At 72.5% G+C, this 19,342-nt stretch carries 14 protein-coding genes and 1 pseudogene; 6 read left to right on the top strand and 9 right to left on the bottom strand.

What is annotated here, in order from left to right:
- Window positions 1-3,486 carry a S8 family peptidase gene (locus ACIBK9_RS34825; protein WP_397162851.1) on the bottom strand — a complete coding sequence of 1,162 codons (3,486 nt, stop codon included), beginning with the start codon at window positions 3,484-3,486 and terminating at the stop codon, window positions 1-3.
- A gap of 238 nt (window positions 3,487-3,724) precedes the next feature.
- Between ACIBK9_RS34825 and ACIBK9_RS34820 the strand changes: the two genes are divergently transcribed.
- Entirely contained in the window at window positions 3,725-4,735 is a 1,011-nt protein-coding gene (locus ACIBK9_RS34820) for a hypothetical protein (RefSeq protein WP_397162849.1), read from the top strand.
- A gap of 15 nt (window positions 4,736-4,750) precedes the next feature.
- Here ACIBK9_RS34820 and ACIBK9_RS34815 read toward each other — a convergent pair whose 3' ends face one another.
- Window positions 4,751-5,353, bottom strand: a complete 603-nt coding sequence (locus tag ACIBK9_RS34815; protein WP_397162847.1) for a TetR/AcrR family transcriptional regulator C-terminal ligand-binding domain-containing protein — start codon at window positions 5,351-5,353, stop codon at window positions 4,751-4,753.
- 142 nt (window positions 5,354-5,495) lie between these two features.
- Here ACIBK9_RS34815 and ACIBK9_RS34810 point away from each other — a divergent pair, with 142 nt between their 5' ends.
- The 4 genes and pseudogenes from ACIBK9_RS34810 (at window position 5,496) to ACIBK9_RS34795 (ending at window position 8,146) form a co-directional block, all read left to right on the top strand.
- The gene (locus tag ACIBK9_RS34810; RefSeq protein WP_397162845.1) at window positions 5,496-6,935 is read left to right on the top strand and encodes an MFS transporter; all 1,440 of its coding nucleotides are present in this window, start codon (window positions 5,496-5,498) and stop codon (window positions 6,933-6,935) included.
- A 32-nt stretch (window positions 6,936-6,967) separates the two neighbouring features.
- A pseudogene (locus ACIBK9_RS34805) lies at window positions 6,968-7,177 on the top strand (hypothetical protein); the annotation flags it as partial.
- 58 nt (window positions 7,178-7,235) lie between these two features.
- Window positions 7,236-7,661, top strand: coding sequence for an alpha/beta hydrolase fold domain-containing protein (locus ACIBK9_RS34800; RefSeq protein WP_397162843.1), 426 nt, complete (start codon window positions 7,236-7,238; stop codon window positions 7,659-7,661).
- Window positions 7,658-8,146, top strand: coding sequence for a hypothetical protein (locus ACIBK9_RS34795; RefSeq protein WP_397163086.1), 489 nt, complete (start codon window positions 7,658-7,660; stop codon window positions 8,144-8,146). The genes ACIBK9_RS34800 and ACIBK9_RS34795 overlap by 4 nt, the downstream gene beginning before the upstream one ends.
- Window positions 8,147-8,163: 17 nt before the next feature.
- Here the strand turns inward: ACIBK9_RS34795 and ACIBK9_RS34790 are convergent, their stop codons facing one another.
- From ACIBK9_RS34790 to ACIBK9_RS34760, 7 genes are read right to left on the bottom strand one after another with little or no spacing between them, the layout of a single operon-like run.
- Window positions 8,164-9,573, bottom strand: a complete 1,410-nt coding sequence (locus tag ACIBK9_RS34790; RefSeq protein ID WP_397162841.1) for a glycoside hydrolase family 20 protein — start codon at window positions 9,571-9,573, stop codon at window positions 8,164-8,166.
- The gene (locus ACIBK9_RS34785) at window positions 9,566-11,266 is read right to left on the bottom strand and encodes a beta-galactosidase family protein (RefSeq protein ID WP_397162840.1); all 1,701 of its coding nucleotides are present in this window, start codon (window positions 11,264-11,266) and stop codon (window positions 9,566-9,568) included. The genes ACIBK9_RS34790 and ACIBK9_RS34785 overlap by 8 nt, the downstream gene beginning before the upstream one ends.
- A 21-nt stretch (window positions 11,267-11,287) precedes the next feature.
- Entirely contained in the window at window positions 11,288-13,633 is a 2,346-nt protein-coding gene (locus tag ACIBK9_RS34780) for a discoidin domain-containing protein (RefSeq protein ID WP_397162839.1), read from the bottom strand.
- Between the two features lie 20 nt (window positions 13,634-13,653).
- Window positions 13,654-14,547 carry a carbohydrate ABC transporter permease gene (locus ACIBK9_RS34775; RefSeq protein WP_397162837.1) on the bottom strand — a complete coding sequence of 298 codons (894 nt, stop codon included), beginning with the start codon at window positions 14,545-14,547 and terminating at the stop codon, window positions 13,654-13,656.
- Complete coding sequence (locus ACIBK9_RS34770; RefSeq protein WP_352360126.1) at window positions 14,544-15,494, bottom strand: sugar ABC transporter permease; 951 nt, start codon at window positions 15,492-15,494, stop codon at window positions 14,544-14,546. The genes ACIBK9_RS34775 and ACIBK9_RS34770 overlap by 4 nt, the downstream gene beginning before the upstream one ends.
- Window position 15,495: 1 nt before the next feature.
- Complete coding sequence (locus tag ACIBK9_RS34765; RefSeq protein WP_397162835.1) at window positions 15,496-16,791, bottom strand: ABC transporter substrate-binding protein; 1,296 nt, start codon at window positions 16,789-16,791, stop codon at window positions 15,496-15,498.
- A gap of 5 nt (window positions 16,792-16,796) precedes the next feature.
- Window positions 16,797-18,074: a Gfo/Idh/MocA family protein gene (locus ACIBK9_RS34760; RefSeq protein WP_397162833.1), complete on the bottom strand. Its 1,278-nt coding sequence runs from the start codon at window positions 18,072-18,074 to the stop codon at window positions 16,797-16,799.
- A 147-nt stretch (window positions 18,075-18,221) separates the two neighbouring features.
- Between ACIBK9_RS34760 and ACIBK9_RS34755 the strand changes: the two genes are divergently transcribed.
- Window positions 18,222-19,337, top strand: a complete 1,116-nt coding sequence (locus ACIBK9_RS34755; RefSeq protein WP_397162831.1) for an ROK family protein — start codon at window positions 18,222-18,224, stop codon at window positions 19,335-19,337.
- Window positions 19,338-19,342 lie beyond the last annotated feature (5 nt).

The raw sequence follows: 19,342 nt of genomic DNA, 5'->3' as shown, positions 1-19,342 counted from the left end.
TCAGTAGGCCCTGATCACCGTCTGCTGGACCGTGTTGCCGGCCGAGTCGGTGGCGGTGACCCGCAGCGACGGGTGCGGGCGCAGCACGATCGCGTCGTAGCGGCCGCCGCCGAGCGGGATCACCGGCTGCCGCCGCCACGTCGCGCCGTCGTCGTAGGACAGCTCCAGCTTCAGGTCCTTCGCGCGCGCCCCGGTCACGCCCTCCTGATGCCGTACGGCGAAGCCCACCAGACCGGGACGCTCCGGGCGCACGTCATAGTCGACCTGCAGCAGCGGCAGCACCCGGTCGCCCGGCTTGGAGCGGAACGTCCAGGCCGTCTCGGTCGCGATGGCCGTGGTCCACTCCTCCGAGGTGCGCCTGGTGGACAGCTCCAGCCGGTAGGCGGCCTCCTGCGGCGCCGCGGGGAACGCGCCCCAGGCGGCGTCGCGCTCGGCCACCAGCGTGCCGTCGCGGAAGAACCGGGCCGAGGCGGTGTCGTTGTCGACGCCCGCCCGGGAGACGTGCCCGGAGGAGTCCACGAACTCGGGGACGCGGATCTCCATCGTGTCGCCCTCCCGGGTGGACGGCTTGAGCCAGCCGGGGATCGCCGGGCGGACCACCGGGGCGTGCCAGCTCTCGCTGATCCGCGTGCCGGGCTGGTAGGTGCGCGGCTGCTCGGTCATGCCGTCGAGCAGGCGGCCCATCTCGTCCCAGACGTACTGGTGGTTGACGAGGTGCTGCCAGAAGGAGCCGTCGGCGCTGACGTACTCGGTGCGGCGCAGCGGCGTCCTGACGATCCGCTGGGTCTCCATCTGCTGGCCCAGCGCGTACGACTGCCAGGGACGCCAGCCGAAGCGCTGCTCCTTGGCCCAGCCGAAGCCGCCGTTGTCGGCATAGGTCGTGGTGACCCGGGCGGTGTTGCCGTCGTTCACCTCATGCACGATCTTGTCCGGCACCCGGCCGTCGGAGACCTGCATGACGTCGTAGAGGTAGGGCGAGTCCATCTGCCCCGTGACCTCCAGCTTGGCGTTGCCCTTCTTCATCCGCTCCAGCATCCGCTGCCCGTCGTCGCCGGCGACCACCAGCGCCGGGATCGGCAGGTCGGCGCCGACCGGCCTCCAGCCGTGGCCGAACGCGTCGTCGGGGGAGAGCACCAGGATCACGGCGACCGCGCCCGCCTTGATCGCGGCCCCGGACGGGTCGGACCAGTCGATGTCCTCGCTGCGGATGACCGCGGCCTTGCCCTTGGCCCCGGCGACTCCGTCGGCGAGCCGCCACATGTGCCGCCCGTCCACGCCCGGCGACCCGCCCAGGAAGCCCATCGGGTACGGCTCGCCCGAGCCGGGCACGCGGACGGTGAGCTTCGGCGCGACGAGCTGCCAGCGCGAGGCGAACTCGAACGAGCCGTCCCGCACGGGCTGGGTCGGCGAGACGTTGAGCCCCTCGATGACGTCGAAGTTCATGACGCCCTGGGAGATCTTGCGCGAGCCGAACGCGCGATGGGTGAAGTAGGTGTAGATGCCCACCTGTTCGGCGGGTTCCTTCGTTTTGATGGTCACCGGGGTGGTCTTGCGGAAGTCCAGCACCACGTCCAGGTCGCGGTCGACCTTGAGCTCGGGGATGACGACCATGCCGTCCCTCGGGTGCGTGCGGCCCCAGCCGCTGCCCAGGTTGAGCGACTGCGTCATGTAGGTGCCCTCGGACACCTCCACGGTCAGCCCTTCCTGGGGCAGCCAGGTGAACAGGTCGTCCTGCTGCGAGGCGCCGAACATCGACAGCGTGTCGGCGCCGGTCGGCCTGCCCGCGGCGTCGACGGCGGTGAAGCGGACCTTGTGCTGCGGTCCCTTCCAGGTCAGCGCCAGCGTGGTGTGCACCTGCTCCGTGCCCGCCGTGGCGGTGACCAGCCCGCCGTACCGGCCGAAGGAGAGCTCGGCCAGGTCCACCGTGACCTTGACGTCGGCGGTGCCGCCCGCCGGGACCGTCACGGACGCGGCGCTGAGCTCGGCCTTGTCCAGGGTGGCGGCCAGCTGCAGCGTGACCGGGGCGGCGGTGCCGTTGGCGTAGGTGATGGTGCCCTCGGCCGTGGCCGGGCCCTGGTCCTGCTGGTGCTTGCCGAGGTCGACCACGCCGGTCGCGGTCACGCCCTGGCGCACCGCGCGGGCCACGTCCAGGCGGCCGGCGCCGGCGTCGTCGATCTGCTGGCCGGGGATGGGCTTGGCCGAGCCGATCAGCGCGTCCTTGATCTGCCTGGCCGTCCAGGCGGGGTGGCGCTGCTTGACGATCGCGGCGGCCCCGGCCACGTGCGGCGTGGCCATCGAGGTGCCGGAGGCGGCCGTGTAACGCTCGTCCACCGGCTCGCCCATGCTGGTGCCCGCCGCGCGGGCCGCGACGATGGCCACGCCGGGCGCGGTCAGGTCGGGCTTGGGCGCGTCGTCCAGGCGTGGGCCGCGGCTGGAGAACTCCGCGAGGGCGTCCTTGCCGTCGACCGCGCCGACGGTCAGCGCCGAGGTCGCCGCGCCGGGCGTGCCGATCGAGTAGGCCGCGCCGTCGTTGCCCGCCGCCACCACGAACAGGGCGCCGGTGCGCTCGGTGAGGGTGTTCACGGCCTCGCTGAGCGGGTCGGTGCCGTCGGTCGGGCTGCCGCCGAGGCTCATGCTGATCACCGACGCGCCTTCGGCGGCGGCCCACTCCATGCCCTCGATGACGCCGGACAGGGTGCCCGAGCCGTCGTCGCCGAGCACCTTGCCGACCATCAGCTCGGCGCCGGGGGCGACGCCCTTCCTGCCGTCGCCGCCGGCGATGGTGGCGGCCACGTGGGTGCCGTGCCCGTTGCCGTCCTGGACGCTCGGCTCGCCGGTGAACACCTTGCTCTGCTTGACGCGTCCGGCCAGGTCGGGGTGGGTGGCGTCGACGCCGGTGTCCAGCACGGCGACCTTGACGCCCTTGCCGTCGAACCCGGCCTGCCACGCCTCCGGCGCGCCCACCTGCGGCACGCTGTGGTCGAGGGTGGCCTTGACCTTGGCGTCCAACCAGATCTTCGACACGCCCTGCGACAGCGTGGCCCGCTGCCCGTCGAGCGACTTCCACAACCCGCCGATCGTGCGTTTGTCGGCGGCGACCACCCGGCCGTTGACGCTCTCCAGCTCGGGCGCGGACGCGCTCTTCGGCGCGGCGCCGTCGTAGAGGAACAGCAGCGGCAGCTTGTCCGACCTGGCGTCGTCGTACCCCTGGGCGATCAGCCGGGTGACCGAGAACAGGGCCGGGTCCAGCCGCCTGGCCGCCAGGAGGGGGACGACGTCCTTGGGCAGGACGCGCAGCTCGCCGTTCTCCTCGGTGGTGCTGAACGCCATCCGCTCACGGCCCGGCCCCGGCTTCACCTCCACCGCCTGCCTGCCCAGCTCGGCCTGCCTGACGGTCACCACGTCCCCGGTGATCAGCGTGACGCGGTGGACGCTCCCGCCGGTGGGCTCGGCCGCGGCCGAGGCCGCCGATAACGGGGAGCTCAACAGGGCGGCGGTGGTGACTCCTGCCACCGTCACATGGGCGGACCAGTGCATGGGGGTGAAACCTCTCGTAGCAACAATCAGTGCACACGAGAGTGGGTGATCGGACACGCGGCGCGCCAGGTGTCACCCGTGCCGTTTGTCTGCCATGTCGTGATTACGACACGGCGCCGACGGTGCGGTTAGCATGGAACGGGATCGGGGATCGTGGCGACACTCGGCGACGAAGCGAGATCTGTGCATGCCTACGCCCCCGCGCAAGCTCCGCAACACCCTGAGCTGGTACGCCTTCGGCTTCTCCTGCGCGGTGACGCTGCTCGCCGCGGTCCTCATGGTGTTCCCCGACCGGGCCCTCACCAGGGCGGCGGTGCTCTCCTCGATCGGCCTCAACCTGATCGCGTCCGTGGCCTTCGCCGTCGTGTTCTCCGTCCTGAGCTCCCAGGTGCAGCAGCGCGGCATGGAGGAGAACATCGCCCAGCACCTGGACGACCTGGCCACGGGGCTGCGCGCCGAGGTGGCCTCGATGCACAAGGGGTTCATGCCGACGGCCGTCTACCCGTCCTTCGACCCGGTGGACGGCACGTACGGGGACGCCTTCAACAAGGACGTGACCGCGAGCCTGGAGGCCACCGGGTTCTACGCCTTCTGCGGCCCGAGCGCCCGCTACGTGTCGGCCCGGCTGACCAGGTCCCGCCACTTCCCCCACCAGGTCCGGGTCGCGATGCTCAACCCCGGCGACAAGCTGGCCATCTCGCGCCGCGCCACCGACCGCACCAGCTGGGCCAGGCTGGCGGGCAAGGACAACTCCACCCTGTCGGAGGAGCTGCGCGAGGAGCTCGTCATGAGCACGGTCGCGCTGTTCGACTACCGGCACATCTGCCCGGTGGACCTGGCCTACATCGAGGACACCGCGACCTACCGGTTCGAGATCTTCGACGACGCCATCTACCTGTCCTGGTACCACGGCCCGCAGTCGATCTCCAAGGAGATGCCGGAGTCGCTCAGGTTCGCCGCCGAGTCCTTCCTCTACCAGTTGCTCCGCCTCGACCTCATGCGCAGGTTCGAGATCGTCGAGAGCCGGGTGCGGTTCGAGGCGGGCCAGGACGACACCTTCCTCATCGCCCACCTGACGGCGGTGCTCGGCTCCGCGGTGTCGGCCGCCGACCTGGAGCGCTGGCGGAGACGGTACCGGGAGTACACCGCGGACTTCACCGGCTACCTCGACACCGTCTACGCCGCGCTCAAGATCTGACAGGGCGCACAGGGCTCACAGGGCTCCGGCGCGGGCCGCGGCCAGCGCCGCCGCGGCGGCCCGGTCGGCGGCGGCCTCGTCGAGGGCCTCCCCGCTGTTGAGCAGCGCGTAGTACAGGGGCGCGGACACGGCGGCGATCACCCGGCGCGGGTCGGTGCCGGGCGGCAGCTCGCCGCGCCCGATCGCGTCGGTGACGCAGCCCGCCCACTCCTCGATGCGGACGGCGTAGAAACGGTGCAGCGCCCGGGCGGCCTCCCCGTCGCAGAGCGAGGCGGCGATCAGCGCCTTGAACAGGCGTCCCTGGCGGGGGTCGGTGAGGGTCTTGACGACCAGGCGGGCGTTGTCGCGCAGGTCCGCCCGCACGTCGCCGTTGCGGGCGCGGGGCAGCGAGGTCTCCGCCATGTCCTTGAGGAGGTCGGCGGCGAGCGCGCCGGGCGTGCCCCAGCGGCGGTAGACGGTGGTCTTGCCGACCTCCGCGACGCGGGCGATGTCGGCGAGGTCGAGCCCGGCGAAGCCCTTCTCGACCAGGGTGTCGCCGGCGGCCCGCAGAACGGCCTCGCGGACGCGGGCGGTACGCCCACCAGGACGGACGGCACCCGGCGGTGGCACGGCGGCCATACGGACTCCCCTCGTTCGAACCCTTATCGGAACCATAGTTCCCTTAACGCCGGTTCCGGTGCTACTGTTCTCTCATCTTAACGGAACTAAAGAACCGTTTGCGGCGGCATGCCGACCGGCACGCCCGAGAGAAAGCCCTGCCATGACCACCACCACACCCCTGCCCACGTCCGCCGCCCAGGCCCCGCCACGGCGCCTGACCGGCCGCCTGCGCCTCGTCCTCGCGGTGCTCCTGGTCGCCCAGTTCATGCTGGCCGTCGACTTCTCGATCCTCAACGTGGCCCTGCCCGCCATCGGCGACGACCTCGGCTTCTCCCTGTCCGGCCTCCAGTGGATCGCCACCGCCTTCGCCCTGTGCGCGGCCGGCTTCACCCTCTTCTTCGGCCGCATCGGCGACCTGGTCGGCCGCAAGCGCATCTTCCTCGGCAGCCTGGCGCTGCTCGGCGCGGCCTCGCTCGCCGGCGGGCTCGCCCCCACCCCCGACGTCCTCATCGTGGCCCGCATCGCCCAGGGCCTCGCGACGGCCGCCGCCACCCCGGCCGGGCTCGCCCTGCTCACCACGTCCTTCCCCGAAGGGCCGCTGCGGCAGAAGGCGCTCGGCCTCAACGGCGCCCTGATGTCCGCCGGGTTCACCGCGGGGGCCGTGCTCGGCGGGGTCCTGACCGACCTGCTCTCCTGGCGCTGGGCGTTCTTCGTCAACGTGCCCGTCGCCCTCGCCGTGCTCATCGTCGCGCCCGCGGTCATCGCCGAGTCCCGGCCCGCCGATCGTCCCCGGCTCGACCTGCCCGGCGCGCTCAGCGTGACCCTCGGGCTGCTCGGCGTCGTCTACGGCCTGACGCAGGCCGGCGAGCACGGCTGGACCCACCCCCTCGCCCTGGCCGGGCTGCTGGGCGGAGCCGTCCTGCTCGGCCTGTTCCACCTGGTCGAGCGGCGCGCCGCCGCGCCGCTCGTGCCGCTGCACGTGCTGCGCAAGCCGACCGTGGCCTGGGGCAACCTGCTCGGCCTGCTGGCCTTCGTCACCGAGACGTCCCTGGTGTACCTGCTCACCCTCTACCTGCAGAAGACCCTCGGCTTCACCGCCCTGGCCGCCGGCCTGTCGTTCGGCGTGCTCGGTCTCGGCACCGTGGCCGGCGGCCTGCTCGCCCCGAAGGCGATCGCCCGCACCTCCACCGTGACCGTGCTGGTCGGCGGCGGGCTGCTGCAGGCGGTCAGCACCGGCGCGCTGCTGCTCCTCGGCGGCGCCTCGGGCTCGATGGCGTTGCTGCTGCCCGCCACCTTCCTGGGCGGCGTGGGGAACATGCTGGTCATCGTCGGCTTCATGGTCACCGCCACCACCGGCCTGCCCGACCGCGAGCAGGGCCTGGCCACCGGTCTGGCCTCGATGTCCCAGCAGATCGGCATCACCATGGGCACCCCGATCATGTCCGCGATCGTCACCGCCGCGACGGCCGGGGCCGTGACCGGCGCGGCCGTCCTGCACGGCGTCACCGTCGCGATCGCGGTCAACGCCGCGCTCGTGCTGCTCGGCGTCCTGGTCGCGGCGATCTTCCTGCGCGGCCGGCGCGACCGCGGGCACGCCTGACCCGCCGTCCCTCTCTCGTCGCGGAGCACCTCATGGATCCTCAGCCCAGTGGCGCGGTGATCGCCGTGACCGGCGGACGCCGGGAGCCGCCGTGGTCACGTCTCGTCCTTCCCGGCTCGCCTCCCGTGCCGGTCCGCGTCCATCGGCCGCAGGGCCTGCCGCCCGCCGGGCTGCTGGTCTGGGCGCACGGCGGCAGCTGGCAGCGCGGCTCGGCCGCCGGCTGGCACGACGCCACCGCGGCGCTGGCCGCCTGGTCCGGCTGGACGGTGATCAGCGTCGACTACCGGCTCGCGCCGCGCCATGGCCGCGCAGGTGCTGGCCTACCCGCCGTTCGACCCGGCCTGCGCCGGCGCCTCCTACCACCGCTCGCCGTCGGCGTTCCCGCAGGCGGAGCCGCTGCGCCGGGCCTGGCGCGCCTGGCGCGGCGACCGGCCGGCCGCCGTCCGCGACGCCGACGGCACCCGCCTGTACACCACGCACTGGGAGGCGCCCACCCTGGCCGGGGTGGCCCCCGCCGTGCTCGCCGTCGGCCGCGACGACCCCGTGCACGACGACGTCGAGTCCTACGCGCGGCGGCTGCGCGCCGACGGCGTCCCGGCGCGGCTGCTCCGCCCGCCGGGCGCCGTCCACGGCGACGTGCTGCGCCCCGGCCGTCCCCTTCTCCGGCTGCTCGCGCGGGCCCTGCGCGGGCCGGACCCGTCCGACCATCGAGAGGATCACCGATGAACGTTCCCCCCGCCCCCCTTGAGGCGCTCGTCCGCCACTTCGCCGACCTGCGGGACGGCACCCACGCCGGGCACGTCACCCGCCAGGGCAAACAGGACGCCTTCCGGCGGGCCGTCGCACTCCTCGACGCGCCCGCCCGGCAGGTGCTGGCCGAGTTCGACCGGCACCTCCTGCTGGGCGCCGGCGCCGTCGAGGCCACCGGCACGCGGGCCGACGCCGCAGGCGGCAGCTTCGCCGTCTGGACGCTGTCGTGGCCGGCGCAGCGGGCGGCGGGCCTCGCGCCGATCACCCTGACAGCCCACTACGGCGCCGGATTCCACCATCCGCACCTGCGGGGCGCCACCGTGGGGGAGTGGCCGCTCAACGTCGCGGACGCGGAGCAGGCGGCGGAGCTCGTCCCCGTCCTGAGGGCCATCGCCGCCGCCGACCTGCACAACCTCGTCTTCCAGCGCGACTGGCGCATCGTGCCCGCCGTCCACCCCTGACGTACCCCGTGCCGCCGTCAGGGCCGCATGTCCCCGCGCCCGGCCTCCCGCACGGCGTCCATGAAGGCGCCGTACGGCAGGCCGCCCGCGCCGCTCCACATCTTCTGGGCCAGCACGGCGAAGGTGGGCTCGACCAGGTCGCGCACGTCGTCCTCGGTGTAGGGCGCCGCGGTGATGTCGTTCCACACCGCCGACATGGCGCCCAGCAGCCGCGGATCGCCGGGGGCCACGCTCTGGCCGTCGGGGAAGACGTGCGGCGCCCAGTGGTCGTACAGGTACTCGCCGTCCAGGCCGTCGGGGTGGTAGTAGGTGGCGGCCGGGACGATGTAGAGCAGGGAGTCGCTGGTGTTGACGAAGGAGTAGCCGTCCCGCCCTGCCTCGTGCGGGCCGTACCAGACGGTGGCCCAGCAGTTGATCACCACGTCCCGGTCGTAGCCCTCGGGGACGCCGCCCGCCATCCTGGTCAGGCTGCCCCACGCGCGCGGACGTTTGCCCAGCGCCCGCAGGTGGGCCGCCATCGCGTTGAAGAACTCCCGGTAGCGCGGCTCGTCGGCCAGGTACTCGTCGGCGCCGAAGTGCGCGTGCGGGCCGCGGAACCAGGGGGCGAACTCGGTGAACACGTCCTTGACGAACTGCGTGGCCTCCGGCTTCGACAGGTCCAGGTGGTCGTCGCCCAGCCCGAGCGAGGGACGGAACCGGACGAACGCCAGAGAGTGGGCGGGCGCGTCGATCTCGGGGACCAGGGTGACGCCTTCGGCCGCCGCCGCCTCCTCGAAGGAGTCCCAGTCCGCCCGGTCGTAGGCGCCGTCGGCCGAGGCCAGCCCGGCCAGCGCGGGATCTTCCGGCACCAGGCGGAAGCCCGCCTGCACCTCCGCCCAGGTTCCGTCCGGGGCCAGGAAGCCGTTGTCGTTGAGGTGGAGCTGCAGCTCGTTGAGCTTGAACCAGCCCATGACGGCCAGCTGCTCGCGGATGAAGCCGGGCGTGAAGAAGCGGCGGCCCACGTCCAGCATGAAGCCGCGCACCGGGTAGTCGGGCCAGTCGGCGGCGGCGCCCACCGGCAGCTCGGCGGTGGTGCGCAGGATCTGCAGCAGGCTGCGCGTGCCGTAGAACAGGCCGGTGGGCGTGGGCGCGGAGATCCGGACCTGCTCGCCGGTGACGGCGAGCAGGTAGCCCTCCTCGGCGAAGCGGGCGCCGCCCGCCTCCCACGTCAGCGCCGGGTCGAGGGTCAGGACGACGTCACCGGCGCCCGCCGGCCCACCGGCCGCCGCCAGGGTCAGGCCGGTGACCTGCCCGATCTCCCGGACGAGCCGGTCACGCAGGGCGTTCTCGCCGCTCACGACCCTGGCCAGCGCGGCCCGGGGGAGCACGCCGGCGCCGCCGTCCCACTGCTGCAGGCGGGGCACGACGACCGGGCACGGGTTAGCCAAGGCCGGCCTCCTCGCGGATCTCCACGACCGGCTCCCGGCAGCCGTCCAGTTCGAGGACGACCAGCTCGTTGCCGCCCGCCCGCAGCAGCGGCCACGGCAGGTAGAGGGTGCGCTGGGGGCCCCGGTCCCAATAGCGGCCCAGGCAGAACCCGTTCACCCAGACGTACCCCTTGGTCCAGCCGGGCAGGGCCAGGTAGGCGTCGCGCGGCTCGGCCACGGTGAGCGTGCCGCGGTGGAAGACCGGCCCGGTCGTCGCGCCGGTACGGCCCCACGGCAGCCCGGACACGTCGTCCAGCGGGATGGGCACGGCCTCCCAGCCGTGCACGTACTGCCGCTCGTGCCGCACGCCGCCGACGATGCCCTTGCGGTCGCCCAGCCGGGGGCCGTAGTTGACCCGGCCCATCGACTCGACCAGCAGCTCCACCACCGCCGACGGGCCGGGCACCGCGACGGGCACGCCGGTCAGCCGGTCCCGTTCGAGCACCGCCACCGGCTCGCCGTCCACGAACAGGTGGGCCCGGTCGGCCAGGCCGTCGACGTGCAGCTCGTACGGACCCCGCGGCCCGTGCACGGTGGCCCGGTACAGCACCAGGCCGTGGGCCAGCCCGAGCTCCTCGAACGTCGGCGGGCGCGCCGAGCGGGCCGCGACCGGCGGGAGCGCGTCGAACAGCCGCAACGACTGCGTCAGCTCGACGGCGCCGGGCGGCAGCGTCGGCGGCAGCGGCTCCGGCTCGGGCACCTGGCCCTCCCGGTGGGCGGCCAGCACCTTCCTGAAGGCCCAGAACTTCTCGGTCGGCGCGCCCCGCTCGTCGATCGGGGCGTCGTAGTCGTAGGAGGTGACGGTCGGCTGGTATTCGCCGTCCTGCAGGTCGCCGCCCAGGTTGGCGCCGGCCCAGGTGCCGAAGTTGGTGCCGCCGTGGGCCATGTACAGGTTGACCGACGCGCCCGCGGCGAGCATGCGTTCCAGGATGCCGGCCACCTCGGCGGCGTCCCGGGTGGTGTGGGTGTCGCCCCAGTGGTCGAACCAGCCGTTCCAGAACTCCATGCACGCCGGCGGGTCCTCGGGCCGGAAGCGGGCCAGCTCGGCGAAGGAGCCTTCGGGGTCGGAGCCGAAGTTCACCGTCGCCCGCACGCCCGGCAGGGTTCCGCCGGAGAGCATGTGGTCGATCGCGCCGTCGGAGGTGAACAGCGGGACGTCCAGGCCGCGCTCGCGCAGCCCGTCGGCCAGCCAGGCCAGGTAGCGCCGGTCGGAGCCGTAGGAGCCGTACTCGTTCTCGACCTGGACCATGATCACGTTGCCGCCGCGGGTGGCCTGCCGGGCGGCGACGATCGGGATCACCTCGTCGAAGAAGCGCCCGACGTGGCCGAGGAAGGTCTCGTCGTGGCAGCGCAGCGGGGCGTCCCGGTCGGCGAGCAGCCACCAGGGCAGGCCGCCGTTGTCCCATTCCGCGCAGATGTAGGGCCCCGGCCGCACGATCGCCCGCAGCCCCTCCTCGGCCGCCAGGTCCAGGAAGCGGCCCAGGTCGGCCCGGCCGGTGAAGTCGAAGTGGCCGGGCCGCGGCTCGTGCAGGTTCCAGGCCACGTACGTCTCGACGGTGTCCAGGCCCATGGCCCGCAGCATGGCCAGGCGCTGCCGCCACTGCTCCGGAAGGACCCGGAAGTAATGCGTCGCTCCCGACAGCACCTGAGTCATGCCTTCATTCTCCTGATCTGGTCAGCGGGTGACGATCTCGTAGAGGGCGAGGTTGCCCCATTCGAGGTTCGCCTTGTGGACGATCAGCCGGATCTTCTGCGTGGACACCGGCGCGGGCAGCCGCATCGTGCTGGTCTCGACGGTGGCGCTGCTGGACGGCCAGTCGATGAGATGGTGGTCGACCCGGGTGACCCAGGAGTCGCCGTCCCAGGTCTGGAGGGAGACGTCCGTGATGCCCTGGCCCCCCGCCCAGGCGGTGTGCAGGGTGACCTCGGAGACGGTCCGCGGCGTGCGGTAGTCGACGGTGATGTCGCCGGGGAAGGTCACCCCGGTCGAGGCCGAGGCCCACGGCGTGCCGGGGTCGCCGTCGATCAGGTTCTCCAGCGCGGACGCCGACGTGAACGACGAGGTGGCCCCCGGCACGCCGCCGGGCGGCAGGTACGGCTCGGCGGCGGCGGGCACGCTCAGCCGCACCTCGCCGATCCGGAAGCGGCCCTCGCCGGTGACGACCAGCCGCACCCGGCGCGTGGTGACCTCCTCGGGCAGCGTCACCGCCTGCTTGGCGCCGCTGGCCCTGGTCTGCCAGGTACGGCCGTCCGCGGAGGTCTGGACGTCGAACACGATGTCCGGCGAGCCGCTCACCTCGACGCGGCCGAAGGTGCGCGGCACGGCGTAGGTCAGGTCGACGGTGCCGGGGAAGCGCGGCTTGGGCACGCTCTGCCAGAAGGTGTCCGGGTCACGGTCGGCCAGCCGCTCCAGCTGGCCCTTGGGCGTGAACGTGCTGCTCACCTCGGGGAGCGGGACGGCCCGCTGGTAGGCCCCGAGGTCGGGCGCCGCGTCCGGGACGGGCGTGCCGGCCAGGTCGGAGACGGCGGGCACGCTCACGCCCGCGTCGAACACCGGCGAGCCGTCGAGCGGGCGGTAACCGGCCAGGCCGCCGGAGCCGGGCGAGGCCAGCCGGGGGTCGGCCACGATCGCCTCGTGGTCGGGCCCCGTCGGCGGCTGCGGCGTGCCCCAGTACAGGTTGTGGTCGTAGATCGCGCCGTTCTTGCCGTCGAACCCGGCGCCGGCCGCGTTGAGGAACACGTTGTCGCGCACCGTGACGCCCGCGGCGTCGTTGTAGATCCGCACGACCTTGCCCAGGGGATACTTGCCGGCCCCGGCCAGCGGCGGCTTCACCTCGACCACCCGGCCGTCGGCGTAGACGGTGTTGTGGTGGATGTCGGTGCCGTGGGTGGCCGTGGACAGCCCGAAGACCTCGTAGCCGTCGCTCTCGCTGACGTTGTAGCGGACCACGGTGTCGCGGGTGGGCGCGCCGGCGAAGGACACCGCGATGAAGAAGCCGCCGTCGTTGTGGTGGCTGTAGTTGTACTGCACGATGCTGCGGTTGTTGTCGGCGTCGGAGTCGAAGCCGTGCCCGTCGGAGCCCGGCCCGTTGAACCCGGTGCCGCTGACCTCGTTGCGCTGGACGACGAGGTCGTCGTTGCCCTGCCACCAGATGCCGACGTTGCCGCCGGTCGGCTTGGTGCGGCCGGTCACCGCCCGCTCGACCTTGTTGCCCTCGACCAGCGCGCCCTTGGTGTGCATCGGGGTGATGCCGCCGCCGGTCACGTCGTGGACGTGGTTGCCGCGGATGGCGACGCCCGTGCTCGGCGTCCAGGCGACCACCTCGCTGTCGGGGATGCCGGTCTCGACCGGGTAGAGGCTGGTCATGCCGTTGCGGCGGGACCAGGTGGACCACATGATGATCCCGTAGGAGCCGATCTTCGAGATCTCGTTGTCCTCGATGACCAGCCGATCGAACCAGGTCGGCGTGCGGTTGCCCCTGATCGAGATCAGCAGCCCGGCGGTGGCGACGCTGTGGCCGCCCGCGCCGTCCACGTCGTGGATGTCGAGGTTGCGCAGGGTGACGTTCGCCAGCTTGCCGGAGTCCTTGGCGTACAGGTTGACGCCGGTGCGGTAGACGGCCCGGCCGTCGCTGTTGGTCACCTGGAGGCCGTCCACGACGAAGTCGTGCACGTCGGCGATCGTGACGGCGGCGCCGTCGAGCCCGCCGCCCTCGATCAGCGGCTTGGCGCCCTGGCCGTAGGAGCCGACCGTCGCCGGGTCGCCGGGCGCGCCGGCGCCCTTCAGGGTGAGCCGGCCGGTCCAGCGCTGCCCGGCCCGGAACAGCAGCCGGTCGCCGGGGCCGAGCCGCAGCTCGCTCGCCTTGTCCAGGCTCCGCCAGGCGGTGGCCGGGCTCGACCCGTCGGCGGCGTCGTCGCCGGCCGAGGCGTCGACGTAGTAGGTGGTGCCGGTCGCGGCCTGCGCGGGGGTGGCGGCCAGGAGTCCGGCGAACAGCGTTAAAGCGGTGACGATGACGCGCAAGAGCGGGCGTCCTTTCCAGGTCATTTGCCGATACCGGCCGTCATGCCTTCGACGACCCGCCGGCCGAGCCAGATGTAGAGGATGACCATCGGATAGATGAGGATCACGATCCCGGCGAACAGGCCGCCCCAGTCGGAGCTGTACTGCATGGTCGAGTACAGGTTGAGCAGGGCCGCCGGGAGCGTGCGCTCCTCGGGCAGCGGGGTGATGAGCAGGACCAGCAGGGTCGAGTTCCACAGGCCGATCACGTTGAGCACGAGCACGGTGGTCAGGCCCGGCCGGGCCAGCGGCGCGATCACGCGGACGAACGCCGTCAGCGGCCCGGCGCCGTCGAGCTCGGCGGCCTCCTCGACCTCCCTGGGCAGCGACCGGAAGTAGCCGGTCAGGACGAACACCGCGAACGGCAGCGACAGGACGACCTCGAACACCAGCAGCGTGATGCGGTTGTCCCACCAGCCGGTGACCCAGTCCTCCATGAACGTATAGACCGACAGCCTGGCCACCACGATCGGGATCGCCATGGTCTGCAGCGGGATGCTCAGCCCGACGGCGAAGAACCCGGTGATCGGCCCGGCGATCCGCCGCGACGACCGCGACAGCGCGTAGGCGGCCGGCGCCGCGATCACGACGATGAGGAACGCGCCGAGCGCGGTCAGCACGACGCTGTTGAGCGCGGCGATCGAGAACTGGCCGGCCTGCCAGGCCGAGTCGTAGTTCTCCCAGGCGGGGGAGTCGGGCAGCGCGAACGGGTGCAGCCACACCTCGCCGGAGGACTTCAGCGACTGCAGGCCGACCCAGGCGACCAGGGCCAGGTTGAAGACCACCCACGCCCACAGGGCGACGGCGGTCAGCCGGGGCAGCAGCAGGTCGCCCAGCAGCCGGGCCAGCGGACGCCTCACCGGGACGGTCGTCATGACAGCTCCACGCTCTCTCGGCGGGTGATGCGGCGCACCAGGACGATCAGCACGATGGTGATCAGGGTCACCACCACCCCCATCGCGGCGCCGGACCCCAGTTCGGGCACGCCGCCCCCGGTGATCACCGTGTACTGCTGCACGGCCACGGTCCTGGCCTGCAGCGGCGGGGCGCCGGGCGTGCCGCCGGTGGTGAAGGCGATCACGATCTCGAACACTTTCAGGCTGTTGACCACCCACAACACGGCGGCGACCGCGAACACGTCCCAGGTGAGCGGCAGCGTGATGTGGCGGAACTGCTCCCACTTGGTCGCGCCGCCGAGCACCGCGTCCTCGTACAGGTGGGGCGGGATGCCGTCCACGGCGGACATCATCAGCGCGATGTAGAAGCCGGTGGAGGACCAGACCAGCCCGCCGATGACGCACCGGAAGACCAGGTCGGGGCCGAGCCAGGGGAGCCCGTCGATGCCCGCCCAGCCCAGCACCTGGTTGACGACGCCGCCGGGGTTGAGCAGGAACCCGACCGCGGCGCCGACCGCGATCGCCGAGATGATCATCGGCAGGAAGACGACGGACCGGATGAAGGCCCGTCCCTTCAGGTGGCGCAGCGCCATCATCGACAGGAACGTGATCCCGAAGACCAGCGCGCCGCCCGCGACCGCCAGGAGGAAGGTGTTGGCGAACGACTGCAGGAACGCGTCGTTGCGCAGCAGCGCCTGGTAGTTGCGCAGGCCGCGCCACTCCATCTCGGCGCCAGGACCGGCCCAGCGGTACAGGCTGACCCACACGCCGTAGAAGGAGGGCAGCACGAACAGCAGCGTGTAGAGCGCGAGCGCGGGCAGCAGGAAGGGCCAGAAGGCCCGTTCCCGCGCCGGCCGCAGGATCTTGCCGCGGTACGGATCCCGCGACGGGAGCGCCGTCTCCGCAACGAGGGAGCCGTATGCCATGTCAGCCCTTGTTCGCGAGGTAGTCGGCGGTCTTCTTCTTGCCCTGCGCGACGAACTCGGCGGCGTCGATCTTGCCCGCCAGCAGCTGGTCGTCCAGGGGCAGCAGGAGGTCCACCCAGTAGGCCTTGTCGGCGGCCAGGGTGTCGTAGGTCTTGTGCACGGCGGGCGCCTCGGCGATCGCCTTCTGCACGTCGGCGAGGAAGTCGGGGGCGGGGATGTCGGGGCGCGAGGGGATGTTGAGCGCCTCGGTGGAGATGCGGCTCAGGTACTTGCTCTGCAGCGCGAAGGCCAGGAACTCCTTGGCCGTCTCGACGTTCTTGCCCTTGACGTTGACGCCCCAGCCGAGCGCGCCGACCTCGACGGAGTCCTTGCCGCCGGCCGGGAGCTGGAAGGAGCGGATCTTGGCGCCGGGCGGGGTCTTCGCCTTGACCTCGCTGGCCAGCCAGGTGCCGTTGATGTTCAGGGCGGAGTTGCCCTGCGCCCAGTCGTCCTGCGCGGCCGGGTACTTCGTGGCCATGTGGTCCTGCTGGAAGTAGCCGCCCTTGGTGAGCTGCTCGACCTGCTTGGCGGCGGCCAGCACCTCGGGCTTGTCCCAGGCGGCGGCGTCCTTCGACAGCGCCAGCAGGCTGCCGGCGCCGTTGGCGCGGACCAGGGCCGAGTAGAACCAGTAGACGTTGTAGAAGGGGATGGTGCCGTCCTGGCCGATGCCGGTCCGGCCGGCGGCCTTCTCCTTGTCGAGGAAGGCGATCAGGTCCGCCCAGCTGCGCGGCGGGTTGTCGGCCAGCTCGGGGCGCTTGGCGGCGTCGTACCAGACGGCGGTGGAGATCACGGTGTGCGGGAGGAAGCCCAGCCCCTTGTCGTCGGAGGCGGCCTGCCGGACCGAGTCGGGCAGCACGTCGCCGACGGTCTTGCCCTCGCCGGGCACCTGCTTGGTGAGCAGGTCGTCCAGCGGGGCGTTCAGGTTCTGGGCCCGCCAGCCGGGCAGGTTGTCGGTCGCGACGTCGAACAGGTCGGGGCCCTGGCCGGCGGCCATCTCGGTGGGCAGGTTCTCGGTGCCCTTGCGGCCGACGAACTTCGCGTCCACCTTGACGTTGTTCTGCTTGGCGAAGTCGTCCAGAATCGCCTTGAAGATCTTGGCCTGCGGCTCCTGCTCGCCCCAGGAGGAGCGGTAGACGAGGGACTTCTGCTCGGCCTGCCCGGCCGGGCCGCCGCTGTTCTTGTTGCCGCACGCGGTCACACCGAACGCGAGCGCGCCGACCGCCACCAGCGCGGCCGTCCGGGAGAGGGCGTTGGTCATGGTTGTCACCTTTCAAGGGGGGAGGGCTCGGCGAGAGTGATCACCGTGCCGGACAGGCGGGCGCGCTCGGCCGCCCAGACCACGCGGTGCGTGGCCAAACTCTCGTGACCGCTGGAACGGATCATCGCCGGGTCGCCGCAGGCCACGGCGTCGAGGAAGGCGTCCATCAGGCCGTCGTCGCCGCCTCCGTGGCCGCCGGCCATCGAGGCCCCGGCGCCGGTCCGGGTGTCGATCTCGGTGATCCGGTCGGTGAGGAAGTCGTGCAGGCGCAGGCGCACGCCGTCGCCCTCGATGGAGCCGTGCGTGCCGAAGATCCGGGTCTTGCGGTGCTCCAGGGCGGCGAAGGCGGTGACGGTGAACGAGGCGGTGGCGCCGTCGGCGAACTCCAGGTTCACCACCTGGCTGTCGACCACGTCGTTGTCGCAGGCGAACACGCACCTGCCGTACGGGCCCTCGCGCAGCGCGGTCAGCACGCCCCGCTCCGTGTGGTCGGCGGTGACCGCCGACAGCGGCCACCACTCCTTGTCCGGGTCGCCCAGGCAGCCCAGGTAGAGCCGCTTGGCCGAGTACGGGCAGGTGGCCTCCACCGGGCAGTCGAGGCAGTTGGCCGTGGCGCCGGCCGGGGTCCGCTCCTCGCGGAAATAGACGAGATCGCCGAAGGAGGACACCCGGTGCGGCAGACTGCCCTTGATGTAGGCCATCCAGTCGAGGTCGTGGCAGGCCTTGGCCAGCAGCAGCGGAGCCGACTCCGCCTCGTTGCGCCAGTTCCCGCGGACGAAGGAGTGCGCCTGGTGCCACCAGCCGACCTGCTCCAGGTGCTGGATGTTCATGATCTGGCCGACGGCGCCCCGGTCGACGAGCGACTTCAGGGCCCGCGTGTAGTCGGTGTACCGCATGACGTGGCAGACGGCCAGGATGACCCCGTTGCGCTCGGCGGCCTCGGTGATGCGCGCGGCCTCCTCCTCGGTCGGGGCCATCGGCTTCTCCAGCAGGATGTGGTAGCCGAGGTCGGCCGCGGCGACGGCGGGCTCGGCGTGCATCCGGTCCTGGGTGCCGATGATCATGGCGTCGGCCAGCCGGCCCGCCGCGACGAGGTCGGCCCAGTCGGCGAAGACGTTGCCGGGCGCGATGCCGTGCTCGGCGGCGAAGGCGGCGCGGCGTCGCGGATCAGGCTCGGCGACGGCCACGATCCTCGCGCGGCCGGTCGTCAGGGCCCGGCGGGCGTACAGCGTGCTCCGCAGCCCCGCGCCCGCGACGGCGAGCGTGACGACGGGTTCCGACATCGATGTCCTTCCGGTTTGCCACTTAGTAATTAAAGCTGTTTTTATTAGTCCTTGTTTGTATTGGTCGCCGGGCAGCACTGTCAAGGGGGGTCCATGCGGAAGGTCGCGCTCCAAGGAAGCGACGCACATCGCTTGCGGCGGATCAACATGATCGCGACGCTGCGGGCGATCCGCGCGGCGGGCGTCGTCCCGCTCACCGACCTGGCCCGCCGCGCCGGGCTGTCCAGGCCGACCGTGGAGGGCCTGGTCGAGGAGCTGCACGGACACGGATGGCTGGAGGAGGTCGCCCCCGAGGCCGGCCAGATGGGCCGCCCGGCCCGCCTCTACCGGTTCCGGGCCACGACCGGCTACGTCGTCGGCGTCGACATCGGCTCCTCCAGCGTCCGCGCCCAGGTGACCGACCTGGAGGGCGAGCCCGTCGGCCTCGGCTTCACCCGCGTGCAGGCCGACTACGGCAGGGCCGAGCGGCTGGCGGCCGTCCGCGCGACGATGGCGGCCGCGCTGGGGGAGGCCGGCGTCACCGCCGACCAGGTGTTGTCGGTGGCCGTGGGCACCACCGGCGTGGTGAGCCCGTCCGGGACGGTCCGCCTGTGCGTGGGGCTGCCCGAGTGGACGGGCCTGGACCTGGCGGCGGAGGTGGGCCGCGACTACCGCTGCCGGATCCTGGTGGAGAACGACTGCAACCTGGCCGCCCTGGCCGAACGGTGGGCCGGGGTGGCCCGCGAGGTGGACGACGTGGTGTTCGTGCTGTCGGGCGTGCGCACCGGCGCCGGCATCCTGGTGCGCGGCGAGCTGCACCGCGGCGGGCGCGGCATGGCGGGCGAGATCGGCGCGCTGCACCTGGTCGGCTGGCACCGCGCCCCCGACCACCTGGCGCGCTTCGCCCCCGGCGCCGCGCCGGAGGAGGTGGCCGGGCTGGTCTTCGCCGCGGCCAGGGACGGCGACCCCGCCGCCCGGTGGGCGGTCGAGCAGTACGCGCACGACCTGGCCGAGGGCATCGCCGCCATCGTGCTGACCGTGGACCCCGACCTGGTGGTGGTGGGCGGCGGCGTCTCGCGCTCGGGCGACGTGCTCATGGAGCCGCTGCGCCGGCACCTGGACCCGCTCTGCCTCGAACCGCCCGCCCTGGAGATCTCCACCCTCGCCGACCAGGCCGTCGTGCTCGGCGCCGTACGGCACGCGCTCAACCACGTGGACGAGCTTCTCTACGACGTGGATCTCCCTCTTGACCTGACCCTCTTCAGGCAAGATATTAAACCTTGATTAAT

The sequence above is a fragment of the Nonomuraea sp. NPDC050227 genome, assembly GCF_044459705.1.
In the GTDB taxonomy this organism is placed as follows: Bacteria; Actinomycetota; Actinomycetes; order Streptosporangiales; family Streptosporangiaceae; genus Nonomuraea.
The sequence above is the reverse complement of the archived record's forward strand: the minus strand, read 5'-3'. Positions and strand labels throughout refer to the sequence as shown.

What these genes read in the sequence shown, in the direction of transcription:
- ACIBK9_RS34810 (WP_397162845.1), top strand. Translation starts at nt 5,496, where the DNA reads ATGACCACCACCACACCCCTGCCCACGTCCGCCGCCCAGGCCCCGCCA.
- ACIBK9_RS34765 (WP_397162835.1), bottom strand. Translation starts at nt 16,791, where the DNA reads ATGACCAACGCCCTCTCCCGGACGGCCGCGCTGGTGGCGGTCGGCGCG.
- ACIBK9_RS34755 (WP_397162831.1), top strand. Translation starts at nt 18,222, where the DNA reads ATGATCGCGACGCTGCGGGCGATCCGCGCGGCGGGCGTCGTCCCGCTC.
- ACIBK9_RS34760 (WP_397162833.1), bottom strand. Translation starts at nt 18,074, where the DNA reads ATGTCGGAACCCGTCGTCACGCTCGCCGTCGCGGGCGCGGGGCTGCGG.
- ACIBK9_RS34815 (WP_397162847.1), bottom strand. Translation starts at nt 5,353, where the DNA reads ATGGCCGCCGTGCCACCGCCGGGTGCCGTCCGTCCTGGTGGGCGTACC.
- ACIBK9_RS34770 (WP_352360126.1), bottom strand. Translation starts at nt 15,494, where the DNA reads ATGGCATACGGCTCCCTCGTTGCGGAGACGGCGCTCCCGTCGCGGGAT.
- ACIBK9_RS34795 (WP_397163086.1), top strand. Translation starts at nt 7,658, where the DNA reads ATGAACGTTCCCCCCGCCCCCCTTGAGGCGCTCGTCCGCCACTTCGCC.
- ACIBK9_RS34775 (WP_397162837.1), bottom strand. Translation starts at nt 14,547, where the DNA reads ATGACGACCGTCCCGGTGAGGCGTCCGCTGGCCCGGCTGCTGGGCGAC.
- ACIBK9_RS34820 (WP_397162849.1), top strand. Translation starts at nt 3,725, where the DNA reads ATGCCTACGCCCCCGCGCAAGCTCCGCAACACCCTGAGCTGGTACGCC.
- ACIBK9_RS34800 (WP_397162843.1), top strand. Translation starts at nt 7,236, where the DNA reads ATGGCCGCGCAGGTGCTGGCCTACCCGCCGTTCGACCCGGCCTGCGCC.
- ACIBK9_RS34785 (WP_397162840.1), bottom strand. Translation starts at nt 11,266, where the DNA reads ATGACTCAGGTGCTGTCGGGAGCGACGCATTACTTCCGGGTCCTTCCG.